The sequence below is a fragment of the Microbacterium sp. SL75 genome, from assembly GCF_026625865.1.
In the GTDB taxonomy this organism is placed as follows: Bacteria; Actinomycetota; Actinomycetes; order Actinomycetales; family Microbacteriaceae; genus Microbacterium.
Genome location: NZ_CP113067.1, coordinates 1942702 through 1961698, shown reverse-complemented (window position 1 = coordinate 1961698; position 18997 = coordinate 1942702). Strand labels below are relative to the sequence as shown.

Sequence of the window (18997 nt, the reverse complement as noted above, 5' to 3'; positions counted from 1 at the left end):
TCCCCCGCCCTCGCGCCCGCGTTACCCCCGGCGAACGTTTCTCTCACGCGGGCGCGGGGGTGGTGTGAGCTTTCGCCCGCGGCATCCGTCTCCGACTCTCCCGCGCCCGTGCGGCGAGCGTCGTTCCGCTCCCCCGCTGAATGTCCAAAACACCCGGACAGATTTTTTCGACGTCCGGGTGTTTTGGACATTCGATGCCGGTCGACCGGGTGGCGACGGGCGCCACGGACCGGTGTCAGTCCACCGGCTCGAGCACGAACAGCTCGATACGCCGGTCGGTCTTCTTCTGGTACTCGTCGTAGTCGGGCCAGACCTCGGTCGCGTAGCCCCACCACTCCTCGCGCTCGGCGCCCTCGGCCTGGTGCGCGTCGTACTCCTTCTTCACGTCGCCGTCCTGCAGGGCCACGCGGGGGTTCTTCACCAGGTTGTAGAACCACGCGGGGTGCTCGGGAGCCCCACCCTTGGATGCCACGACCGCGTACTTTCCGTCGTGCTCGACGCGCATGAGGGCGGTCTTGCGCAGCCCGCCGGTTTTGGCCCCGACGGTGGTGAGGACGATGATGGGTACGCCCCGCATGTCGGCGGACTCCTTGCCCCCCGTGGCTTCGAAGGTTTCCGCCTGCTGACGGGCCCATTCGCTGGTGCTGGGTAGATACTCGCCTGAGAGTGACATAGCTCACACGATACGTCGGCGTCTTCCCCTCCGGTCTAGCCCCTCCCCCTTTTTCCTGGAGCCTTCATGAGCGCTTCCGCTCCCGAGACCACGGCCGTCCCCGAACCGAAGAACGGCCTCGACCGCTTCTTCGAGATCACCGCCCGCGGCTCGACCGTCGGCGGAGAGATCCGCGGCGGCGTCGTCACCTTCGTCACGATGGCGTACATCGTCATCCTGAACCCGATCATCCTCTCGGGCACGCCCGACGTCGCCGGCAACGCTCTCGGCTTCTCGCAGGTCGCCGCCGTCACGGCGCTCACCGCGGGTGTCATGACGATGTTGTTCGGTCTGGTCACGCGCCTGCCGTTCGCGTTCGCCGCGGGCCTCGGGATCAACTCCTTCCTCGCGGTCGGCATCGTCGGGCAGGTCACCTGGCCCGAGGCGATGGGCCTCGTCGTCATCAACGGCCTCATCATCGTGCTGTTGGCGGTCACGGGCCTTCGCCGCATGATCTTCGAGGCGGTGCCCCTCGCCTTGAAGACCGCGATCACGGTCGGTATCGGCCTGTTCATCGCCTTCATCGGCTTCGTCGACAGTGGCCTGGTCACCTCGACCGGGCTCAGCTCGCCCCCGGTCGGCCTCGGTGTCGGCGGCTCGATCACGACGATCCCCACCGCGCTGTTCGTGCTGACCCTCGTCATCACCGCCGTGCTGCTGGTGCGCAAGGTCAAAGCCGCGCTGCTGATCGGTCTGCTCTCGGGCACCGTGATCGCGGTCATCGTTCAGGCCGTCACGGGCCTCGGCGCGAAGGCCGACGGCAACCCCGGCGGCTGGGGCCTGAGCGTTCCGACGCTCCCCGCGCAGTGGGTCAGCCTCCCCGACCTGTCGCTGGTCGGCCAGGTCGACCTGGTCGGCTCTTTCGGTCGCATCGGCGTGCTGGCGGCCCTCATGCTCGTCTTCACCCTCGTCTTCACGAACTTCTTCGACGCGATGGGCACGATGACCGGCCTCTCCCGCGAGGCGGGCCTCGCCGCCCCCGACGGCACCTTCCCGCGACTGCGCTCGGCGCTGGTGATCGAGGGCATCGGCGCGGTGGCGGGCGGCGCGACCTCGTCGTCGTCGAACACCGTGTTCATCGAGTCGGGCTCCGGCATCGGCGAGGGCGCCCGCACCGGGCTCGCCAACGTCGTCACCGGCGCGCTGTTCCTGCTCGCGATGTTCTTCACCCCGCTGACGAGCATCGTCCCCACCGAGATCGCCGCCGCGGCCCTGGTCATCGTCGGTGCGCTGATGATGGCGCAGATCCGCCACGTCGACCTCAGCGACATGTCGGTGCTCATCCCCGTCTTCCTCACCGTCACCGTGATGCCCCTGACGTACTCGATCGCCAACGGCATCGGCGCGGGCTTCGTCAGCTGGGTGCTGATCCAGTCACTGTCGGGTCGCGCGCGTCGCATCAGCCCGCTGCTGTGGATCGTCGCCGCTGGCTTCGTGGTCTTCTTCGCCCGGGGTCCGGTCGAGGCCCTGCTCGGCTGACGCCGGTGCGATCAAGGGGCCCGGATGCCACGGCATCCGGGCCCCTTCTCTGTCGCGGTGCTCCGCACGGCGCGCAACTTCTCTGTCGCGGTGCTCCGCACGGCGCGCAATGCGGCCCCGGCGGCGCCGCCCCGCTGTCATATCACGTGACCTCGCGCGGGAAGCCCAGGCCCGGCCGCCGAGATCACGTGACCTCGCGCGGCAAGCCCGGGCCCGGCCGCCGAGATCACGTGATCGGGACGAGCGCACACGCCGGGGCGTGTGTTCTCGGCGGAGTCACGTGATCTCGCGCCCCGTCGTCGCACGCACGCAACCCAGCCGCGCGCGAGGCCAGCCGCACCCCGCAGCCGCACCCCGCAGCCGCACCCCGCCCCCGCCGGACATGCGAAAGGGCCCGGATGCCATGGCATCCGGGCCCCGAAGAGAGTGCTGCTTACAGGCTCTCGATGATCTCGCGCATCAGGGCGGCGGCCTCGGACGGCGTCTTGCCGACCTTGACTCCGGCAGCCTCGAGGGCCTCCTTCTTCGCCTGGGCGGTACCGGCGGAGCCGGAGACGATGGCGCCGGCGTGGCCCATGGTCTTGCCCTCGGGAGCGGTGAAGCCGGCGACGTAGCCGACGACCGGCTTGGTGACGTTGGCCTTGATGAAATCGGCGGCGCGCTCTTCGGCGTCTCCACCGATCTCACCGATCATGACGATGGCCTTGGTCTCGGGGTCGGCCTCGAACGCCGCGAGGGCGTCGATGTGCGTGGTACCGATGACGGGGTCGCCGCCGATGCCGATGGCGGTCGAGAAGCCGAGGTCGCGCAGCTCGAACATCATCTGGTACGTCAGGGTGCCCGACTTCGACACGAGGCCGATGGGGCCCTTGCCGGTGATGTTCGCGGGCGTGATGCCCACGAGCGCTTCGCCGGGCGTGATGATGCCGGGGCAGTTCGGACCGATGATGCGGGTCTTCTCGCCCTTGGCCTTCGAGTACGCCCACGCCTCGGCGGTGTCGCCGACGGGCACACCCTCGGTGATCACGACGAGGAGGGGGATCTCGGCGTCGATGGCCTCGACCATCGCGTCCTTCGTGAAGGCCGGGGGCACGAACGCGATCGACACGTCGGCACCGGTCTCGCGGATGGCCTCTTCGACCGAGGCGAAGACGGGGAGCTCGACGTCGTTGCCGGACGCGTCCTTGTGCGAGACCGTGGTGCCGGCCTTGCGGGCGTTCACGCCACCAACGACCTGGGTGCCGGCCTTGAGCATGAGGGCGGTGTGCTTGGTGCCCTCGCCGCCGGTGATGCCCTGGACGATGACCTTGGAATCCTTGTTGAGGTAGATCGACATGTTTCTGTCCCTATCCCTTACGCGTTGGCCAGTTCGGCGGCCTTGTCGGCGCCCTCGTCCATACCGGCGGCGAGGGTGACGAGCGGGTGGTTGGCGGCGGCGAGGATCTGACGACCCTCTTCGACCTGGTTGCCGTCGAGGCGGACAACGAGCGGCTTGGTCGCGGCGTCGCCGAGGATCTCGAGAGCCTTGACGATGCCCTCGGCCACGGCGACGCACGAGGTGATGCCGCCGAAGACGTTGACGAAGACGCTCTTGACCTGCTCGTCGCCGAGGATGACGTCGAGACCGGCGGCCATGACGGTCGCCGAAGCGCCGCCGCCGATGTCGAGGAAGTTGGCGGGCTTGACGCCGTTGTGCTTCTCACCGGCGTACGCGACGACGTCGAGGGTCGACATGACCAGACCCGCGCCGTTGCCGATGATGCCGACCTGGCCGTCGAGCTTGACGTAGTTGAGGTCGTGCTGCTTGGCCTTGGCCTCGAGCGGGTCGGCCGCGTCCTTGTCTTCCAGCGCCTCGTGGTCGGGGTGGCGGAAGCCGGCGTTCTCGTCGAGCGAGACCTTGCCGTCGAGGGCGATGATGTCGCCGTCTTCGCTCTGGATGAGCGGGTTCACCTCGACGAGGGTGGCGTCCTCGCCCTTGTAGACGTTGAAGAGCTTGACGAAGACGTCGGCGACCTTGGGAGCCAGCTCGTCGTCGAACTTCGCGGCCTTGGCGATCTCGAGGGCCTTCTCGGGCGTGATGCCCTCGATCGGGTCGACCTCGATGCGCGCGAGCGCCTCGGGACGCTCGACGGCGAGCTCTTCGATCTCCATGCCGCCCTCGACGCTCGAGAGCGAGAGGTAGGAGCGGTTGGCACGGTCGAGCAGCACCGAGAAGTAGAACTCCTTGGCGATGCGGGCGCCCGCTGCGACCATGACGCGCTTGACGACGTGGCCCTTGATGTCGAGGCCGAGGATGGCCTGGGCCGCCTCGAACGCCTCGTCGGGGGTCTTCGCGACCTTCACGCCGCCGGCCTTGCCGCGGCCTCCGGTCTTGACCTGAGCCTTGACGACGACAACGCCACCGAGCTTCTCAGCGGCCGCCTTCGCCTCCTCAGGGGTGTCGGCGATGATGCCGGCGAGTACCGGCACCTCGTACTTTTCGAACAGGTCACGTGCCTGGTACTCGTAGAGATCCACGGACAATCCTTCGCTGGGCGATCGGTGGTGGGAGGAGGCGAACTCTCTCGATATCAAGAGATCTTCGCCAGTCGACAACCCTACTAGACGGGGCTGAAGACCCCCGACCGGCGAAGAGAGGCATGCGCCTAGTCTGGCGATGACCCCCGACATTCGCCTCGCCGTCAGGAGCCCCCATGCCCTCTGCCGTCACCCTCATCCGCGCCGCCGCCCTGTCGGACGCCGCCGAGTACGCCTACGCCGCCACCGCTCCGGCCGACGCCCGCCTGATCTTCCTCGCCGGATCGTGTCCGCTGAACACCGACGGCTCGACCGCCGGCGTCGGCGACTACGCCGCGCAGGCCGCGAGCTGCATCGACAACATGACAGGCGCGCTGCGCGCAGCCGGCGCGGAGCTCACCGACGTGATCAGCACCCGCGTGCTGGTGGCGTCGACCCGTCAGGCCGATCTCGTCACCGCGTGGGAGGTCGTGCGCGACGCCTTCGGCGACCACGACGTGCCGAGCACGCTGATGGGCGTCACCGTCCTCGGCTACGACGATCAGCTGGTCGAGATCGAAGCGGTCGCCGCGGTCGCCGACTGACCGCGAGGCTCACCCCACGACCGCGAACCGCTCCAACACCACCGACGTGTCGTCGTCGACGACGAAGGCACTCCCGAGCTCTTCACGCATGGCATCCGAGGTCCAGAACCGCACGTGACCGCGGCGCCAATCCGCGACGGACGCGTACCCCTCGCCCTCGTCGAGCGCATGGGCGAGCGAGACGTCCCGCAGAGCGACGATCTCTACTGCGGTCGTCTCGATGACGCACACCGGCTCACCGGCCGAGTCGACCACGGCGCCCCGATCCCCGACCGCCGGCAACGGCTCCCCCGCGACGAGATACTCCCGCACGAGCGAGCTGGTCGCCGTCTTCTCCCCCGCGCGGATCGCCGCGACGATCCGGTCGCGTCCCGCCCCGGTGAACATGAACTCGATCGGGGGCAGGTCGCCGGTCATACCGGCATCCGCTTCTCGAACCGGAACATGCGGTCGGGGCCGGGGTGATCCCCCTCGCTCCCGGCCTGGGGGCGGTGCCCCGGGTGGAAGAACTCCACGATCTGGAAGCCGCAGCGGTTGACGTAGAAGTGGATGTTGCGCTGGTCGAAGTACGGCGTCTCGGTCTCCCACACCTCGGTATCGGCGTAGCGCGCCTCGATCGCCCGCCACGCGGACGCACCGATCCCGCCACCGTGGTGACCGGCGTCGATGAAGAAGAGTTCGAGGCTGCGGCGCCCGTCATCCGGTGCTGTCACGGCGGCCCCGCCGATGACCAGGTCGTCGCGCACGATCTGAAGGGTCTCGGTGCCGGGTGCGTCCAGCACCCTGTCCATCTCGTCCGCCTGGGGAATCGGCTGCTCCCCCGGCTTCAGCCCGGCATCGCGCAAGCCCGCAGCAAAGGCCGTCTCCATCCGCGTCAGCCACGCGGGGCGGTCGGCCGCCTCGAGCTCCACCAAGCGAACCTCGCCCATCAGATCCATCCTCTCTCGCACGAGTGCGTCGTCGCACGGTTCCGACCCGCGCGTCCCCGCTGTCGACCATCGACGATACGGGGTCGCGTGCCGCTCCCGTCACGGCGCGGCTGCCCCTTCCGCCCTGCGCCGGACGGTCGCACCCCACCCGTCCATCGCCTCGGAAGCGCGTTCTGCTGGCCCGCCGAGCCGACGCTGCATCCGCGCGAAGACGAGGCAGAAGCGATCGTCGCCTCCGCACGAGACCCGCGCGGGCTCGACGGTCGTCGGCTAGATCCAGCCCCGCTCGCGCGCGTGGATCGTCGCCTGCTGCCGGCTCGCCAGCCCGAGCTTGCCCAGCACCGACGAGACGTGGTTGCGCACCGTCCCCGCCGACAGATGGAGGGATGCCGCGATCTCGGCCACCGTCTGCCCTCGCGCTCCCGCGCGCAGCACGTCGAGCTCCCGGTCGGTGAGCGGACTCCGCTCGTCGCTCAGCGCATCGGCCGCGATCTCGGGGTCGACGTACCGGCGCCCCGCCGCGACCTCGCGGATCACCGCCGCCACGTCATCCGCCGGCCGCGACTTCGGCAAGAAGCCGCTGACTCCCGCGCCCAGAGCCCGCCGGAGCACCCCCGGGCGCGCGTGCCGCGTGACGATCACGCAGCGCGAGGGCACGCTCCGCAGGATCTTCGCGGCCGTGTCGACGCCGTCGAGCCCGGTCATCTCGAGGTCGAGCAGGCAGACGTCCGGCCTCAGCCGCTGCGCCTCGGTCACGGCGCTCTCGCCATCGCGGCATTCGGCGACGACCTCGAGGTCGTCCTCCAACCGCAAAAGAGCTGCGAGCGCGGTACGGATCATGTCTTCGTCGTCGGCGATGAGTACGCGGATCATGCCGTCACCTCCTCGGGCACGCGAACGGTGATGCGGAATCGGTCGCCGAGGCGGGTGGCATCCATCGTCCCTCCTACCGGGCCGACGCGCTCGACGATCCCCGACAGTCCCGCCCCATCTCCGACCGGAGACGCGGTACCCCGCGAGTCGTTCTCGACGACCAGCACCCACGATCCCTCGTGACGGGAAAGGGAGAGGGATGCCGACACCCCGCCGCCGTGCTTCAGCACATTCGTCGTGGTCTCGCGGACCACCGGCCCGAGCACGTCGGCGGGCGCGCGTCCGGCCTCGGTATCCACCAGCAGGTCGACGGTCAGGCCCGCGGCGCGCAGCAGATCGGCGGCGTTGGCGAGTTCGTCGGGCAGGGGCACGCCGCGGAATCGCGAGGCCAGATCGCGCGTGCCGCGCCGCGCCTCGTCGACGCTCACGCGAGCCGCGCGGACCTGCTCGGCAGCGGCATCCGGATCCCGCCCCATCATCTTCTCGGCGAGTTCGAGTTGCAGCGCGATGACCTGCAGGTGGTGGCCCTGCAGATCGTGAAGGTCGCCAGCGAGACGTAAGCGCTCTTGCGCTGCGGCAAGGCGCCCCTCGGCGCGGCGGGCGCGGTCGAGCTCGCGCACGATGTCCCACCACCAGAGCGAGGTCGCCGTCAGCGGCGCGAGCATCGTGACGAACAGCGGCAGCGCGAAGGTCAGCGAGACGTAGCCGTCGGGGTTGAGGCGCGTCGCCTCGATCACCCACGAAGCGACCACCACGACGAGCATGAGAGCGACGAGTCGCCCCCGGATGCCGCCCCGCCACCTCACCGTGCACAGCGCCTGCGCGACGAGAGCCGCAGCGACGAGCAGCGACCCGGCCCCGACACCGAACAGCACCGCCGACGCGATCCCCAGAAGCACGGGCGTCCAGACCAGCCGCCTTGCGGAGTCGTCTGCGTCGTCGAACGGCTCGCGCCGGTAGTGGATGAGAAGGAGGACTCCGGATGCCACGGAGCCTGCCGCCCCGACCAGGGCGAGGACGACGTCGAGCGGCGTCCCCCGCATCACCACGACGAACGCCCAGAGGAAGACCGCGAAGACGTGCAGGAACATCACCGACGCGGCCGTGTACCACCAGGTGACGCGGACGTCGCGGGCGTACGTGGCCGCGGGGCTACGGACAGGTGCGGGAGCGCTCACCCCCGCCACAGTACGGGCATGACATTCGTCACGGGCGGGGCCGGGATTCGTCCCCCGGTGCGCGCCCGCGCGCGTCAGCGGTAACTGTCGGGGAGCTCCGGCGGCACGCGATCGCGGTTCTGGGCCGTCTCGATCGAGGACGACTCCTGCTTCAGGTGCATCGAGGTCGAGGGCGTCCAGCCGTAGAACGCCGACTCGACCGCACCCGCATCGATGACGGGGCGAATCGCCTGCCGCACCGCGTCCTTCCGCCGACCCGAGCGACGCCGACCGAGCGCGACGCCGAGACGCACGAGCAGCCCCACCGCGATGACCGCCCAGAAGAGGTATTCGATCCAGACAAGGCCATAGGGCACGGGTCCTCCTTCGGATCGGCCGCGGTCTTCCGCGGGGCTTGAGACGATACGCGACGTACGCGGCGCCGGGAACCCTGACATTCATCACGGGTGGGCCGTTGCATCCTCACGCTTGGTCGTGACACCACGGCACTGCCGCGAGGACTCGCACGCCGATGGGATGGAATCACCGCGGTAGACGCCGCGCCCTCATCACCTAGGAGTCCCCGTGTCGAACCCCGTCTCCGACCTCGTCCTCGGCTTCCAGGGTCTCGTCGCCGACGTGCCCGACCTCGTCCAACCGCTCATCGTCGCCCTCGCCGGGGCCGTACCGTTCATCGAGGGTGAGGGTGCTGCGGCGATCGGCATCCTGGGCGGTATCCATCCGGTCGTCGCCGCATGTGCCGCCGCGATCGGCAACTTCCTCTGCGTGGCCGTCGTGGTGCTCGCGTCGTCGCGCGTGCGCACCGCCGTGACCGGCCGCCGAGGGGCGGTCGTGAAGCCCCCGACGGCCCGGCGCGAGAAGTTCGAGAAGGCGTACCACCGCTACGGGACCCCCGGGGTGAGCCTGCTCGGTCCCCTGCTGCTGCCGACGCAGTTCACCGCCGCCGCCCTGACTTCGACAGGCGTGCCCCCGATGCGCGTGCTCGCCTGGCAGGCCGCCGCGATCGTGCTGTGGACGACGGTGGTGACGCTGATCATCACGGGGGTGATTCGAGCTGTGGCGTGAGGAGTGCACCGGACCGGGATGCCGCGGCTGGACGCCAGCACTTCGTTCTTCACCCGGTCAGCGAGGTCATAGAGAAGACCTCGGTCCGCGCCACCTTTGCCCGAGGCCCGCATGCCTGGATAGAGGAGACCCCGCCCGCATGTGAGAGGACACCATCCCGATGCCAGAGCAGACCGTCATCCTGACCCTCGGACAGCCGATCTACGCGCAAGCCCTCTACTACACGGCCATGTTCTCGCAGAAGCCGTTCCGCGAAGCACTGCTGGTCTACCGCCACGGTGGGACCTACACGATCCTCTCCCCCGGTGAGGATCATCACGGGTGCTGGGTGTCGGCCACGGCCCCACTCGATCCGCCACGTCACGTGGCGTTCATGTCGTGGCCGTCGGCCGACTGGGACCACGACATCGCCGCGCACACCCTGACGTTCGCGCCCGATACGGGGGCCTTCACGCAGGAGCTGCGACTGCCGGGCGAGGCGGTTCCGCGCGCTCAGCACGGATTCGCCGTCGCGGTTCCCTCTGCCGAGTCGATCGACCCGAGTATCGGGTGGGAGGCCCTCCGGGAGCAGCACGAGGCGAGCTTCCGTGCCCTGCACGATCTCGCTGGCGTGCAGCGGTCCGGCAGCCGACACGACCGAACCTGACGCAGAGCTGGGCGGTCGGCGCCCGTCTCGTCATCCTCGACCTCACACGCTGACCGCGCCGTTCTGATCGCCGCGAGTGGGCGCATGAGAGCAGACGTCGCGCGAGGCCCGGACAGCTAGTCTCGACACATGACCTGCGCCGCTCGTCCCACCTACACAGAGATCCACGAGTGGGTCACGGAGTACGAGAAGCACGATCGCGTTGCCCACGCCACTGTGCACGTCCTCCGCCAGGACGACCCCGAGCACCTTGAGTCCGGGATGGTTGCCATCCACCTCAACCACGGGCCCGCGTCGATCTCGCTGAACGTCGACTGCGAGCGGAAGTGGACGGCATCCCTCTCCGAACGCTCCGGCGAGTTCCCGCTCTCGGGCAGCCACCTCATCGCCCTCGGCGAAGAACTCTTCACGACCGGCAAGCTCTGCGAGTACCTCCAGTCGCGCACCGACGGCACGGTCGGCACGGCTCCTGCCGAGCTCTCATGACGTCCGACGGCAGCGACCCGGCCGATATCGAACCCGGCATCTACGAGCACTTCAAAGGCCAGCGCTACGAGGTGCTCGGTACCGCGAAGCACTCCGAGACCGAGGAGGTTTTCGTCTCCTACCGCGCGCTCTATGGCGATCACTCGTACTGGGTGCGCCCGATCGAGATGTTCACCGAGCACGTGGAACGCGACGGCTACTCAGGCCCGCGGTTCCGGCGCGTCGGCCCGTCGAGCTGAGGCGACGCGAACCCGCCACCAGGCAAAGCGGGGCGTTTCTTCAAGGCTCCGGCGACCGCGCCACTCCCGTGCGAGAGTGACGGCGTGAAACTGTATTCCGACTTCGCCGTGCAGCGCGCGCGTCAGGTGACCGCCGACATCATCGCGCTCGCGCTCATCGCGCTGAGCGTCGTCACGGGGATCGCCGTCTTCTCGGCCGTCGACCAGCTCGCGCAGTTCGGCCGCCAGCTACAGACCACCGGCGTGGATTTCCGCACGTCGATGACCGACGCCGGCACCCGCCTCGGAGGAGTCCCCTTCATCGGCGAGGGCATCAGCAGCCCGTTCACCACGGCGAGTTCCGCGGGCGACACTCTCGCGGCCGTCGGGCAGACGCAGCAAGATCTCGTCCGGCAGGCGGCCATCGCCCTCGGTGTGGGAGTAGCGGCCCTGCCGATCCTCATCGTTCTGCTGGTCTGGATCATCCCGCGCCTGCGCTTCGTCTCGCGCGCGACGCGCACCCGCGCTCTGATGCGCGCAGGCCTCACCACCGACCTTCTGGCGCTCCGGGCACTCACCCATCAGAAAGTGGGCGCGGTGACCAAGGTTGATCCCGACGCGGTGAGCGCCTGGCGCCGAGGCGACCCCGTCGTCTTGCAACGCCTCGCCGGGCTGGAGCTGAAGTCGGTCGGCATCCGGGCGCGTTGACGTCAGGGGGTGAGCGTCCGAGAAATCCCGCCGGACGCCGTGCTTACTTCTCCATTGCTAACAAGACGTGAAACCCGTCCGGGTCGGCGAAGGCGAGAGCATTCGTCCGCCAGTAGGGGTTTGACGGCAATACCTCTCGTCCGGCAAGACGAGCCGCGATCCGCTGGCGTTCGAGGTCATCGTCGAAGTACAGAACGAGTATCGTCTCGGCATCCGGCATCGGCGCCGAATGACCGCCGCCGGTGGTGAACTCCAGATGCGCGCCCGTTCCGGGAAGGTCGAGAAACACCCCGTCGTATCCCGCGTGATCGCGAAAGCCGCCGAGTACGCGGAGCCCGACCCCGTCGCGATAGAACCGGACGATTTCCTCGAGTCGGTCAGTATGCCGCGCGAAACGAACCTTCATTCGAACCATGTTCGCAGCAGAGACGCATCGACGCGCCACCGCATTCTCGCCGACATGATCAACTCGCCCAGAGCCCTGTCGCATCGCGACCTGTCGCGCGTACCATCGCCGGTACGCCGGAGTCCCTCCGCGGCATCCGGTCCCTCCGTCACAACGAGCACTCGGGAGAAGCAATGGACACGATGGCCATGATGAAGTCGATGGACATGGGCGAGATGACCATGGACATGGATGCCATGCAGGAATGCATGCAGTCGCTCAACGCGTGCGCGATGGCCGCGGCGATGTGCGCCGGCAGCGACATGATGCACGGCGCCGAGATGGCCACGTGCTGCGCCATGTGCTCGAACATGGTCGAGATGGCTCAGGCGACGATGCACATGATGATGCGTCCGGCCGGGATGAACATGGACGTGATGAGCGCCATGATGACCGCCTGCATGACCATGGGCAAGGCGTGCGCCGCCGAGTGCCGCGCGCACGGCGACATGGACGAGATGTGCCGCTACTGCGCCATGGCCTGCGACGACATGGTCATGAAGTGCGAGGCCATGATGGCCTCGATGACCGCCTGAGTTCTCTTCTCGAACTACTCGGCGCGCGCGGTCGTGACGACCGTCGCCGCGCTGAGCAGTTCTGCGACCGGGTGGTACGCGACCGGCTCCCCCGACGTGATGTCGACCGCCGGACCGATGACACGAAGCCGTACCGTCGCGCCGCTCAGCAGCGCAACGGTCACGGTCGCGCCGTCGACACGGGCCACGAGGCCGTCCGACCAGGCAGCGGGGTTCGAGGCTGCCATGCAGCGCTGGATCGGGTGGACTGTCGACGAGATCGTGCGGGACATGGCTTCACCTGCCTTCGAGGGGTTTCGGTGAGACGAAGCTACGGGATGCCGGCAGCCCAGGAGCCGGGAGCGTAGCGGGGCGTAACACCTCGCCGTGCGGTTCGTCGCGAGACAGCGAGAAGACGGGCCGCACATCCTCGAGACGGTGCCCGACGGTCTCGCGCCTCAGCCCTCGACGCGGGGAGCGGCCGTCGCCATCTGATGCCTGAGCCCGTCGAGGACGGCGCGGACGTTGACGCCGTCGCGGCGCGCAGAACGCACGGTCGCGGCGATCTCGCGAAAGGCGGTCTCGTCGACGAGCCGCACCGCGACGGTGCCGGCAGGAAGGCTCCCCCGCCCGAGGCGCGGGAGAGCTGCGATGGCCAGCCCCTGCTCGACGAAAGCGAGGAGGGACTGAAACTCCGCTGCCTCGTAGACGGTCCCGGAGCCTCGGTCGAGTCCCGTCGTCGAGTCGAGCCACCGTCGGTAGGGATCGTCGTCGGAGGTCACCGCCCAGTTCTCATCGACGAGGTCGAGCCATCTCAGGCTGGTGCGGCCGGCGAGCGGGTGGTCACGCGCGAGGATGATGTCGACGGCATCGTGTCCGAGGACGATCCGGTCCAGGCCGGGGTCGGTGCGACTGGCCGACGCGTCGCCCCACGACTTGACGATGGCCACATCGGCGAGACCGAGACGCACGTGCCGGATTCCCTCCGCGGGCTCGCGCTCGACTGGCTCGATGCGAAGAGCAGGGTGAGCGTCACGCAGGGCGGAGATGAGGGGAACGACCAGCCCCCTCAGCGCCGTCGGGAAAGCCGCGATGCGCAGAAGCCCGGACGGGCGAGCGGATGCCGCGACCTCGGCCAGATCGTCCAGTCGCAGCACGGCGGGTCGCCCCTCGTCGACGAGCCGGCGAGCGAGCTCGGTGAGGACGACGCCGCGCCCCACCCTCTCCAGTAGCGGCGCGCCGACGGAGTGCTCCAGGCGTTGCACGCGCTGGGTCACGTTCGACGGTGTGTAGTGCAGGAGCCCGGCCGCTGCGGTCACCGACCCGGTGTCCGCCACCGCGATCAGGGCGCGAAGCCCCTGCACGTCAATCATTCACTGATCCTAAATCCTAAGTACGAAGAATGCTCGATTGTGCTTCAGTGTCAACGCCGCAAGCATCGAGGGGTGACCCAGACGACGCCCCTCGCCACCGGCATCCGCTCGCCCCGCAACCCGCGCACACGCGCGAGTGTGCTGTTGGCGCTCGCGATGGCCGGGTGGGGAACGATCGGGCTGTTCAGCATCCAGGCGGGCACCGACGCGATCACGACCACCGCGTGGCGCTGCGTTTTCGCCGCGGCAACACTGCTGGTGCTGTCGCTCGCGACGCGGTCGTTCCGCACGTCGGTGTGGACGCGGCGCGCGGTCGCGTTGACCGTTCTCGGCGGTCTCGCGCTGGTGGCGAACTGGGCGTTCCTCTTCTTCTCGTTCAGTCAGACGACGATCACCATCACGACCGTCGCGTATCACCTGGAGCCGTTCTTCCTCGTCGCACTCGGCGCCCTCGCCGCCCGCAAAGTCCCACGGCGCCGCGACATGGCGTGGCTTCTCGTCGCCTTCTGCGGGCTCCTGCTCGCGACGCAGTTCATTGGGCTCAACGGCATCCAACCGCTCGACACGGCCCAGCTGCTCGGCGTCGGCGCAGCGCTCGCCGCCGGAGCGCTCTACGCCGTCGCCACCTTCGCCGCACAGCACACCCGCGGCATCCGCCCCTACCCGATGACGCTCATCCAGTGCGTGGTGGGTGCCGCGATCCTGCTCCCGTTCGCGCGAGCGCTGGACTGGAGCGACCCCTCGTGGGGGTGGATCGCGGTGATGGGCATCGTGCACACCGGCCTGCTGTACTCGATCCTCTACAGCACCGCCCGCGTGCTCTCGACCATCACGATCGCGGCCCTGTCGTTCGTGAACCCGGCCGTGGCCGTGCTCGTCGACGTGATGGTCTACGGGCACCTGCCCGATGCCCTGCAACTCCTCGGGATCGCGATCATCACCGGCGCGACGTTGGCGATGACGGTCCGCAATCGCTGACGGGCCGGCCCTCAGCGGGACGCCGGAGGAAGGTCGTCACCGTGGCGGAGTCCCCCCTCTATGCGGGCGAGCAGGGCAGCCGCCGCCTGCACTCCGGCTTCATCGCCGCCGAGCGCCTCTCGCAAGCGGTCCGCCCAATACGCATGAAGCTTCTGCACGCTTTTCTCCGCCAGAGCGGTGGGATGCAGACGCGTCACTCGAGCGTCATCCGGGGCGGTCTGACGCTCGATCAGGCCCTTCGCAACCAGCGAGCGCAGCGCGACGCTGCAGTTGCTGCGCTGCAACGCCGTCGCTTTGGCGACGGCGCTCGGTGAGGCGCCGGGATTGTGGTGCACCCATCTCATGACCAGGGCTTCCGTGCCGGTGAGCGTCACGATGTCGGGCGCCTGAGGAGCCTTCGGATCGATCTCGCGCGCGACGCGCATCACGACGTCGGCGAGCTCTGCGAGAGCACCGTCAGAGACCGAGGGGGGCACGGCTCGACTGTAACAGCCGCACTAATCGGTTATGCTTTCATAACCATGACGATCGACACCGGTTCCCTCCGCACCCAGGCGGCATCCCTTTCCCCTCAGTCGAAGGGCATCACGACGCCGCTTCTGCTGGTGCTCGGGCTTCTGAGCGCCGTCGCCCCTTTCGCCACCGACCTCTACCTGCCAGCATTCCCGCAGATGACCGTCGAGCTGGCGACCTCGGCCACGACCGTGCAGCTCACACTGACGGCGTTCCTCATCGGCGTGACCGCCGGGCAGCTCGTCTTCGGCCCGCTCTCCGACCGCTTCGGTCGCGTCCCGCCGCTCGTCGTCGGTGCCGCCCTCTGCGTGCTCGCGAGCGCCGTCGCGGTGTTCGCCCCCAACGTCGCCGTCCTCGTCGCCGCGCGTCTGTTCCAGGGCCTCGGCGGGGCCGCGGGAATGGTCATCGGTCGCGCGGTCATCTCCGACCTGGCGACCGGCAAGGCCGCCGCGCGCGCCTTCTCGCTCATGATGATCGTCGGCGGCGTCGCCCCGGTCGTGGCCCCGCTCCTCGGGGGCCTGCTCACCGGACCGATCGGCTGGCGCGGCCTGCTGACGATCGTTCTGGGACTGTCGGTCGCCATGCTCGTCGCCGTGCTCGCGGTGGTGCGCGAGACGCATCTGCGCGCCCGCCGCGACATGCTGCGCGCCGAGCGGGTGGCATCCGGGTCTCCCCTTCGGGCACTCCGGTCGCGAACCTTCATCGGCTACACGGCGGTATTCGCCTTCGGCTTCGCGGTGATGATGGCGTACATCTCGGCGTCTCCGTTCCTGTACCAGAACATGCTCGGACTCGACACGGTCGCCTACGGCCTGCTCTTCGGCCTGAACGCGCTGGCGCTGGTGGTCGTGAGCGCCCTGTCACCCAAGCTCACCGCCACCCGTTCGGTCGAGAGCGTCTTGACGCTCGGGATCGCGCTGGTAACCGCATCTGCCGTCGCCTTCGCCCTGCTCGTCTTCTTCGGCGCGCCGGCTTTCTGGCTCACGGTGCCGCTGTTCACGGCCGTCGGGTCGCTGGGTCTGGTGTTCGGAAACGCCACCGCCCTGGCACTCAGCGCCGTCCCCCAGATCGCCGGAAGCGCCTCGGCCGTACTCGGAGCATTGCAGTTCGGCCTCGCCGCGGTGGTCTCGCCGCTGGTGAGCTTGGGCGGAGAGGGCACCGCCGCACCGCTGGCTGTCGTCATGGTCGTCGCCGCCGCGATTGCGGCCGTAGCCCTCGCGGTCACGCGGCGCTCAAGGGCGGGCGCGCCGGCCTGACCGTAGGCGAGGCGTGCGCCGCCGAGTGCCGCGCGCACGGCGACATGAACGAGAGGTGCCGCTACTGCGCCATGGCCTGCGACGGCCTCGATGACCGCCTGAGTTCTCTCTTTACGCGCGGCCGCTGACGTGTCGTCGGCGGCCGCTCGGCTATGCGGTGCGCGCGGTCGTGAGAACCGCCGACGCGCTGAGCAGCTCGGCGACCGGGTGGTACGCCACCGGCTCCCCCACCGCAATGTCGACCGCCGGGCCGACGATACGCAGCTGCACCGTCGCGTCGTTCAGGAGCGCGAGCGTCGCGGTTGAGCCGTCCGCGTCGATGACGAGGCCGCCCAATCACGCAGACGGGTCGAAGCTGCCATGCAGCACTGGATCGGGTGGACTGTCGACGAGATCGTGCGGGACATGGCGTCGCCTGTCTTCAGAGGAGTTAGTGAGATGAAGCGACGGGATGCCGCGGGTTGCTTCGTGATTGCTCGTTAGACGACGTAGCGGCGGGCGATTCCCACCCGCTGACATCGAGCGGCCCACTGTCACTTTGCGTCAGCGAAACCTCCCGATGATGAGCTCCGATACGGGCGACAATGGAGTCATGGTGGATGCAGAGCTGCTCGGCGTGGGCGCCGTCACACGACTGATCGCACATTGCCCTCGACTCAAAGCGCAGATCGACGACAATGATAAGACTCCAATAACAGATGGTCATATTGACCTGTACGAAGACAACCATCAGACGAACGCAACGCTCGCGGGTCGAGTGACGGTGCAAGTTAAAGGTCGAGCGCACCGGAATAAGAAGATCTTCAAGAAACCGTCCACCACCTTCCCTGTGAGCCGAGACGTTCTGCGCTTCCTCCGAAACGATGGCGGCGGCGTATACTTCTATGTTGCAATAAACGCAGAAACGCGTGCCGAACGAGTATTCTACGCGGTTCTCAATCCATTCAAGCTCGACAGGCTTCTTGGCGCAATGAAGGCCGACCAAAAAGAAAAGAGCATTTCCCTGCGCCCTTTTCCTGAGAGCCCTCAGGAGATAGAAAGAGTTATTTGGTACGCACTTCAGACTAAATCGCAGGATATGCGCCTCGGGTTTGATGACTCTCTTCTGACCGAAGAGTCGCGCCTCACAATCCACTCGCTCGACGGACTCGACCTCTCCCGCCCAGCGAATCTAAATCTCAACGAGGCCGACTTCGCCGTATTCCTCCACACACCCGGCGGCCTGACAATCCCTGTCGACATGGACCTCACAGTCCTACCAGAAGAATACATTGAGCATGAGCGAGAATTGAGTATCCGGTGCGGTCGAATTCAGTTCGACAGCGCACGCGTGATCAAACTTGATGAAAATCAACTAAAACTCACACTGCTTCCCGGCTTGACAATTACTTTGAGAGGAGAAGATCGGGTTCTAAACGCAACTCTCGAACTTCGCTCATCAGGCGCCCTTCTTGACGACATCCGGGGGCTGGAATTTTTCATTTCCGCAAGTCAAGGCGAGCCTTTACTCTTGGGGGGCAGGGAGCTCCCACCAGCCGAGCGATCGGCCGAACAAATAGACGCACTACTCGCGCAACACAAGAGACTATCTGATATTTCAGACTTGCTGCGGATCCTCCACATCCCAGTTGAACTAGTAGACCTTTCAACCATGTCAGATTCCGAGTTGAGGACATTGATCCTTGTGCACAGGGCGCTAACCACTGAGACGGAGCTATACGCGGCGGGTGGGGGGCCAGGGCGCTTCGATTTGAAAGTAGGATCCTTCACCGCGGCCTTAATGGTCTTTCCCGGAAAATCCGAGAATCATTGGCGATTCTTCGACATCTTCGACCCCGCTAACCGGGAAAAGTTCGTATTATTCACCAGCGATGAGGCAGGGAAGGCCTCCGAGATAGACGGCACAGTCTACGAGGGCGTGAAGGCCGAAGACCTGGCCGTTGTGTTAAATCTGCGCTTGGGCGGCGTTGTGAGCGCCTACGCAAGTCTCACAGACAGAAAAGGTGCATATGTTCTCGCAAATCGCAAGGTGCTACACCTGATTGAGGCCGCAGAGCATCCTCAAACCCCGCAACGCACCGAACTACTGCAAGCCGCCGAACTTTTGAATGAGTGGCTTATTGAGAGCGAAGGAGCAGAGGCAACTCATCTCGTCAATAGGTGGCTGATATCCGCTCGCCAGTCCGGACTGTCAAGCGAAACTCGCGCGGAGATTCACTCGTTCCGGAAGCGCGCACTCCGGGACATCAAGCAGAACTCAGAGTTGCTGGATGCCTGCCTCGCCGTTCTGTTGGGGGACGGCGATGACATCCTCGCAGCAATACGCGAACTAAGCCCCGATCAGTATGAGCAATTGCACTCGTGGCCCATTTGGGAGTTGGCGGACCAGGGAATACGCACCGACGTCGAGGACGAGCGACGACCGTTTGAGTCAATGGCTGATTAGGTGCAGGCTGACATTATTCATGGCCACCCGTGGCAGGTCCGCCTCTACGATTTGTCCAGGCCGACTAGCTGGTCGC

Annotated in this window: 24 protein-coding genes; 11 read left to right on the top strand and 13 right to left on the bottom strand. The window is 67.5% G+C overall.

Features of this window, described 5'->3' with window-relative positions; translation table 11 throughout:
- Nucleotides 1–235: 235 nt before the first annotated feature.
- The gene (locus OVA17_RS09235) at nucleotides 236–673 is read right to left on the bottom strand and encodes a nitroreductase family deazaflavin-dependent oxidoreductase (RefSeq protein WP_251504785.1); all 438 of its coding nucleotides are present in this window, start codon (nucleotides 671–673) and stop codon (nucleotides 236–238) included.
- Nucleotides 674–739: 66 nt separating this feature from the next.
- On the opposite strand from OVA17_RS09235, the gene OVA17_RS09230 reads away from it, so the two are divergent.
- Nucleotides 740–2191 carry an NCS2 family permease gene (locus tag OVA17_RS09230; protein WP_267786262.1) on the top strand — a complete coding sequence of 484 codons (1452 nt, stop codon included), beginning with the start codon at nucleotides 740–742 and terminating at the stop codon, nucleotides 2189–2191.
- A gap of 433 nt (nucleotides 2192–2624) precedes the next feature.
- On the opposite strand, the gene sucD is transcribed toward OVA17_RS09230, so the two are convergent.
- Nucleotides 2625–3527 carry a succinate--CoA ligase subunit alpha gene (gene sucD / locus OVA17_RS09225; RefSeq protein WP_056226628.1) on the bottom strand — a complete coding sequence of 301 codons (903 nt, stop codon included), beginning with the start codon at nucleotides 3525–3527 and terminating at the stop codon, nucleotides 2625–2627.
- Nucleotides 3528–3544: 17 nt separating this feature from the next.
- Nucleotides 3545–4708 (bottom strand): ADP-forming succinate--CoA ligase subunit beta, encoded by a 1164-nt coding sequence (sucC, locus tag OVA17_RS09220; protein ID WP_210072220.1) that lies wholly within the window; start codon nucleotides 4706–4708, stop codon nucleotides 3545–3547.
- A 176-nt stretch (nucleotides 4709–4884) separates the two neighbouring features.
- Here sucC and OVA17_RS09215 point away from each other — a divergent pair, with 176 nt between their 5' ends.
- Nucleotides 4885–5292 (top strand): RidA family protein, encoded by a 408-nt coding sequence (locus OVA17_RS09215; protein WP_267786260.1) that lies wholly within the window; start codon nucleotides 4885–4887, stop codon nucleotides 5290–5292.
- A gap of 9 nt (nucleotides 5293–5301) precedes the next feature.
- Here the strand turns inward: OVA17_RS09215 and OVA17_RS09210 are convergent, their stop codons facing one another.
- The 5 genes from OVA17_RS09210 to OVA17_RS09190 form a co-directional block, all read right to left on the bottom strand.
- On the bottom strand, nucleotides 5302–5709 hold the full coding sequence (locus OVA17_RS09210) for an ASCH domain-containing protein (RefSeq protein WP_267786259.1): 408 nt from the start codon (nucleotides 5707–5709) through the stop codon (nucleotides 5302–5304).
- On the bottom strand, nucleotides 5706–6221 hold the full coding sequence (locus OVA17_RS09205) for a GNAT family N-acetyltransferase (RefSeq protein ID WP_267786258.1): 516 nt from the start codon (nucleotides 6219–6221) through the stop codon (nucleotides 5706–5708). The genes OVA17_RS09210 and OVA17_RS09205 overlap by 4 nt, the downstream gene beginning before the upstream one ends.
- Nucleotides 6222–6491: 270 nt before the next feature.
- Nucleotides 6492–7094 carry a response regulator transcription factor gene (locus tag OVA17_RS09200; protein ID WP_267786257.1) on the bottom strand — a complete coding sequence of 201 codons (603 nt, stop codon included), beginning with the start codon at nucleotides 7092–7094 and terminating at the stop codon, nucleotides 6492–6494.
- A complete protein-coding gene (locus OVA17_RS09195) occupies nucleotides 7091–8272 on the bottom strand; it encodes a sensor histidine kinase (RefSeq protein WP_267786255.1) in 1182 nt (393 codons plus the stop codon). The genes OVA17_RS09200 and OVA17_RS09195 overlap by 4 nt, the downstream gene beginning before the upstream one ends.
- 74 nt (nucleotides 8273–8346) lie before the next feature.
- Entirely contained in the window at nucleotides 8347–8628 is a 282-nt protein-coding gene (locus OVA17_RS09190; protein ID WP_267786253.1) for a hypothetical protein, read from the bottom strand.
- A gap of 208 nt (nucleotides 8629–8836) precedes the next feature.
- Between OVA17_RS09190 and OVA17_RS09185 the strand changes: the two genes are divergently transcribed.
- The 5 genes from OVA17_RS09185 to OVA17_RS09165 all read left to right on the top strand — a co-directional run bounded on the left by OVA17_RS09185 (nucleotide 8837) and on the right by OVA17_RS09165 (nucleotide 11395).
- Nucleotides 8837–9337: a small multidrug efflux protein gene (locus OVA17_RS09185; RefSeq protein WP_267786252.1), complete on the top strand. Its 501-nt coding sequence runs from the start codon at nucleotides 8837–8839 to the stop codon at nucleotides 9335–9337.
- 160 nt (nucleotides 9338–9497) lie between these two features.
- Nucleotides 9498–9983 carry a hypothetical protein gene (locus OVA17_RS09180; RefSeq protein ID WP_267786250.1) on the top strand — a complete coding sequence of 162 codons (486 nt, stop codon included), beginning with the start codon at nucleotides 9498–9500 and terminating at the stop codon, nucleotides 9981–9983.
- 129 nt (nucleotides 9984–10112) lie between these two features.
- Nucleotides 10113–10469 carry a hypothetical protein gene (locus OVA17_RS09175; RefSeq protein ID WP_267786248.1) on the top strand — a complete coding sequence of 119 codons (357 nt, stop codon included), beginning with the start codon at nucleotides 10113–10115 and terminating at the stop codon, nucleotides 10467–10469.
- Nucleotides 10466–10708, top strand: a complete 243-nt coding sequence (locus OVA17_RS09170) for a DUF1653 domain-containing protein (RefSeq protein ID WP_267786247.1) — start codon at nucleotides 10466–10468, stop codon at nucleotides 10706–10708. The genes OVA17_RS09175 and OVA17_RS09170 overlap by 4 nt, the downstream gene beginning before the upstream one ends.
- A gap of 84 nt (nucleotides 10709–10792) precedes the next feature.
- On the top strand, nucleotides 10793–11395 hold the full coding sequence (locus tag OVA17_RS09165) for a hypothetical protein (protein ID WP_267786246.1): 603 nt from the start codon (nucleotides 10793–10795) through the stop codon (nucleotides 11393–11395).
- A 43-nt stretch (nucleotides 11396–11438) separates the two neighbouring features.
- On the opposite strand, the gene OVA17_RS09160 is transcribed toward OVA17_RS09165, so the two are convergent.
- Nucleotides 11439–11801: a VOC family protein gene (locus OVA17_RS09160; RefSeq protein WP_267786245.1), complete on the bottom strand. Its 363-nt coding sequence runs from the start codon at nucleotides 11799–11801 to the stop codon at nucleotides 11439–11441.
- Nucleotides 11802–11974: 173 nt separating this feature from the next.
- Here OVA17_RS09160 and OVA17_RS09155 point away from each other — a divergent pair, with 173 nt between their 5' ends.
- Nucleotides 11975–12376: an aldehyde dehydrogenase gene (locus OVA17_RS09155; protein WP_260979682.1), complete on the top strand. Its 402-nt coding sequence runs from the start codon at nucleotides 11975–11977 to the stop codon at nucleotides 12374–12376.
- Between the two features lie 14 nt (nucleotides 12377–12390).
- Here OVA17_RS09155 and OVA17_RS09150 read toward each other — a convergent pair whose 3' ends face one another.
- Both OVA17_RS09150 and OVA17_RS09145 read right to left on the bottom strand, forming a co-directional pair.
- On the bottom strand, nucleotides 12391–12648 hold the full coding sequence (locus OVA17_RS09150; protein ID WP_267786241.1) for a nuclease: 258 nt from the start codon (nucleotides 12646–12648) through the stop codon (nucleotides 12391–12393).
- A 165-nt stretch (nucleotides 12649–12813) separates the two neighbouring features.
- The gene (locus OVA17_RS09145; RefSeq protein WP_267786239.1) at nucleotides 12814–13728 is read right to left on the bottom strand and encodes a LysR family transcriptional regulator; all 915 of its coding nucleotides are present in this window, start codon (nucleotides 13726–13728) and stop codon (nucleotides 12814–12816) included.
- A 72-nt stretch (nucleotides 13729–13800) separates the two neighbouring features.
- Here OVA17_RS09145 and OVA17_RS09140 point away from each other — a divergent pair, with 72 nt between their 5' ends.
- Complete coding sequence (locus OVA17_RS09140; protein ID WP_267786237.1) at nucleotides 13801–14706, top strand: DMT family transporter; 906 nt, start codon at nucleotides 13801–13803, stop codon at nucleotides 14704–14706.
- 11 nt (nucleotides 14707–14717) lie between these two features.
- Here OVA17_RS09140 and OVA17_RS09135 read toward each other — a convergent pair whose 3' ends face one another.
- The gene (locus tag OVA17_RS09135; protein WP_267786235.1) at nucleotides 14718–15182 is read right to left on the bottom strand and encodes a MarR family winged helix-turn-helix transcriptional regulator; all 465 of its coding nucleotides are present in this window, start codon (nucleotides 15180–15182) and stop codon (nucleotides 14718–14720) included.
- Between the two features lie 45 nt (nucleotides 15183–15227).
- On the opposite strand from OVA17_RS09135, the gene OVA17_RS09130 reads away from it, so the two are divergent.
- The gene (locus tag OVA17_RS09130) at nucleotides 15228–16475 is read left to right on the top strand and encodes a multidrug effflux MFS transporter (protein ID WP_267786234.1); all 1248 of its coding nucleotides are present in this window, start codon (nucleotides 15228–15230) and stop codon (nucleotides 16473–16475) included.
- A gap of 150 nt (nucleotides 16476–16625) precedes the next feature.
- On the opposite strand, the gene OVA17_RS09125 is transcribed toward OVA17_RS09130, so the two are convergent.
- Nucleotides 16626–16811 carry a hypothetical protein gene (locus OVA17_RS09125; RefSeq protein ID WP_267786233.1) on the bottom strand — a complete coding sequence of 62 codons (186 nt, stop codon included), beginning with the start codon at nucleotides 16809–16811 and terminating at the stop codon, nucleotides 16626–16628.
- Nucleotides 16812–17067: 256 nt separating this feature from the next.
- Here OVA17_RS09125 and OVA17_RS09120 point away from each other — a divergent pair, with 256 nt between their 5' ends.
- A complete protein-coding gene (locus OVA17_RS09120) occupies nucleotides 17068–18921 on the top strand; it encodes a hypothetical protein (RefSeq protein ID WP_267786232.1) in 1854 nt (617 codons plus the stop codon).
- The last annotated feature ends 76 nt before the right edge of the window (nucleotides 18922–18997 follow it).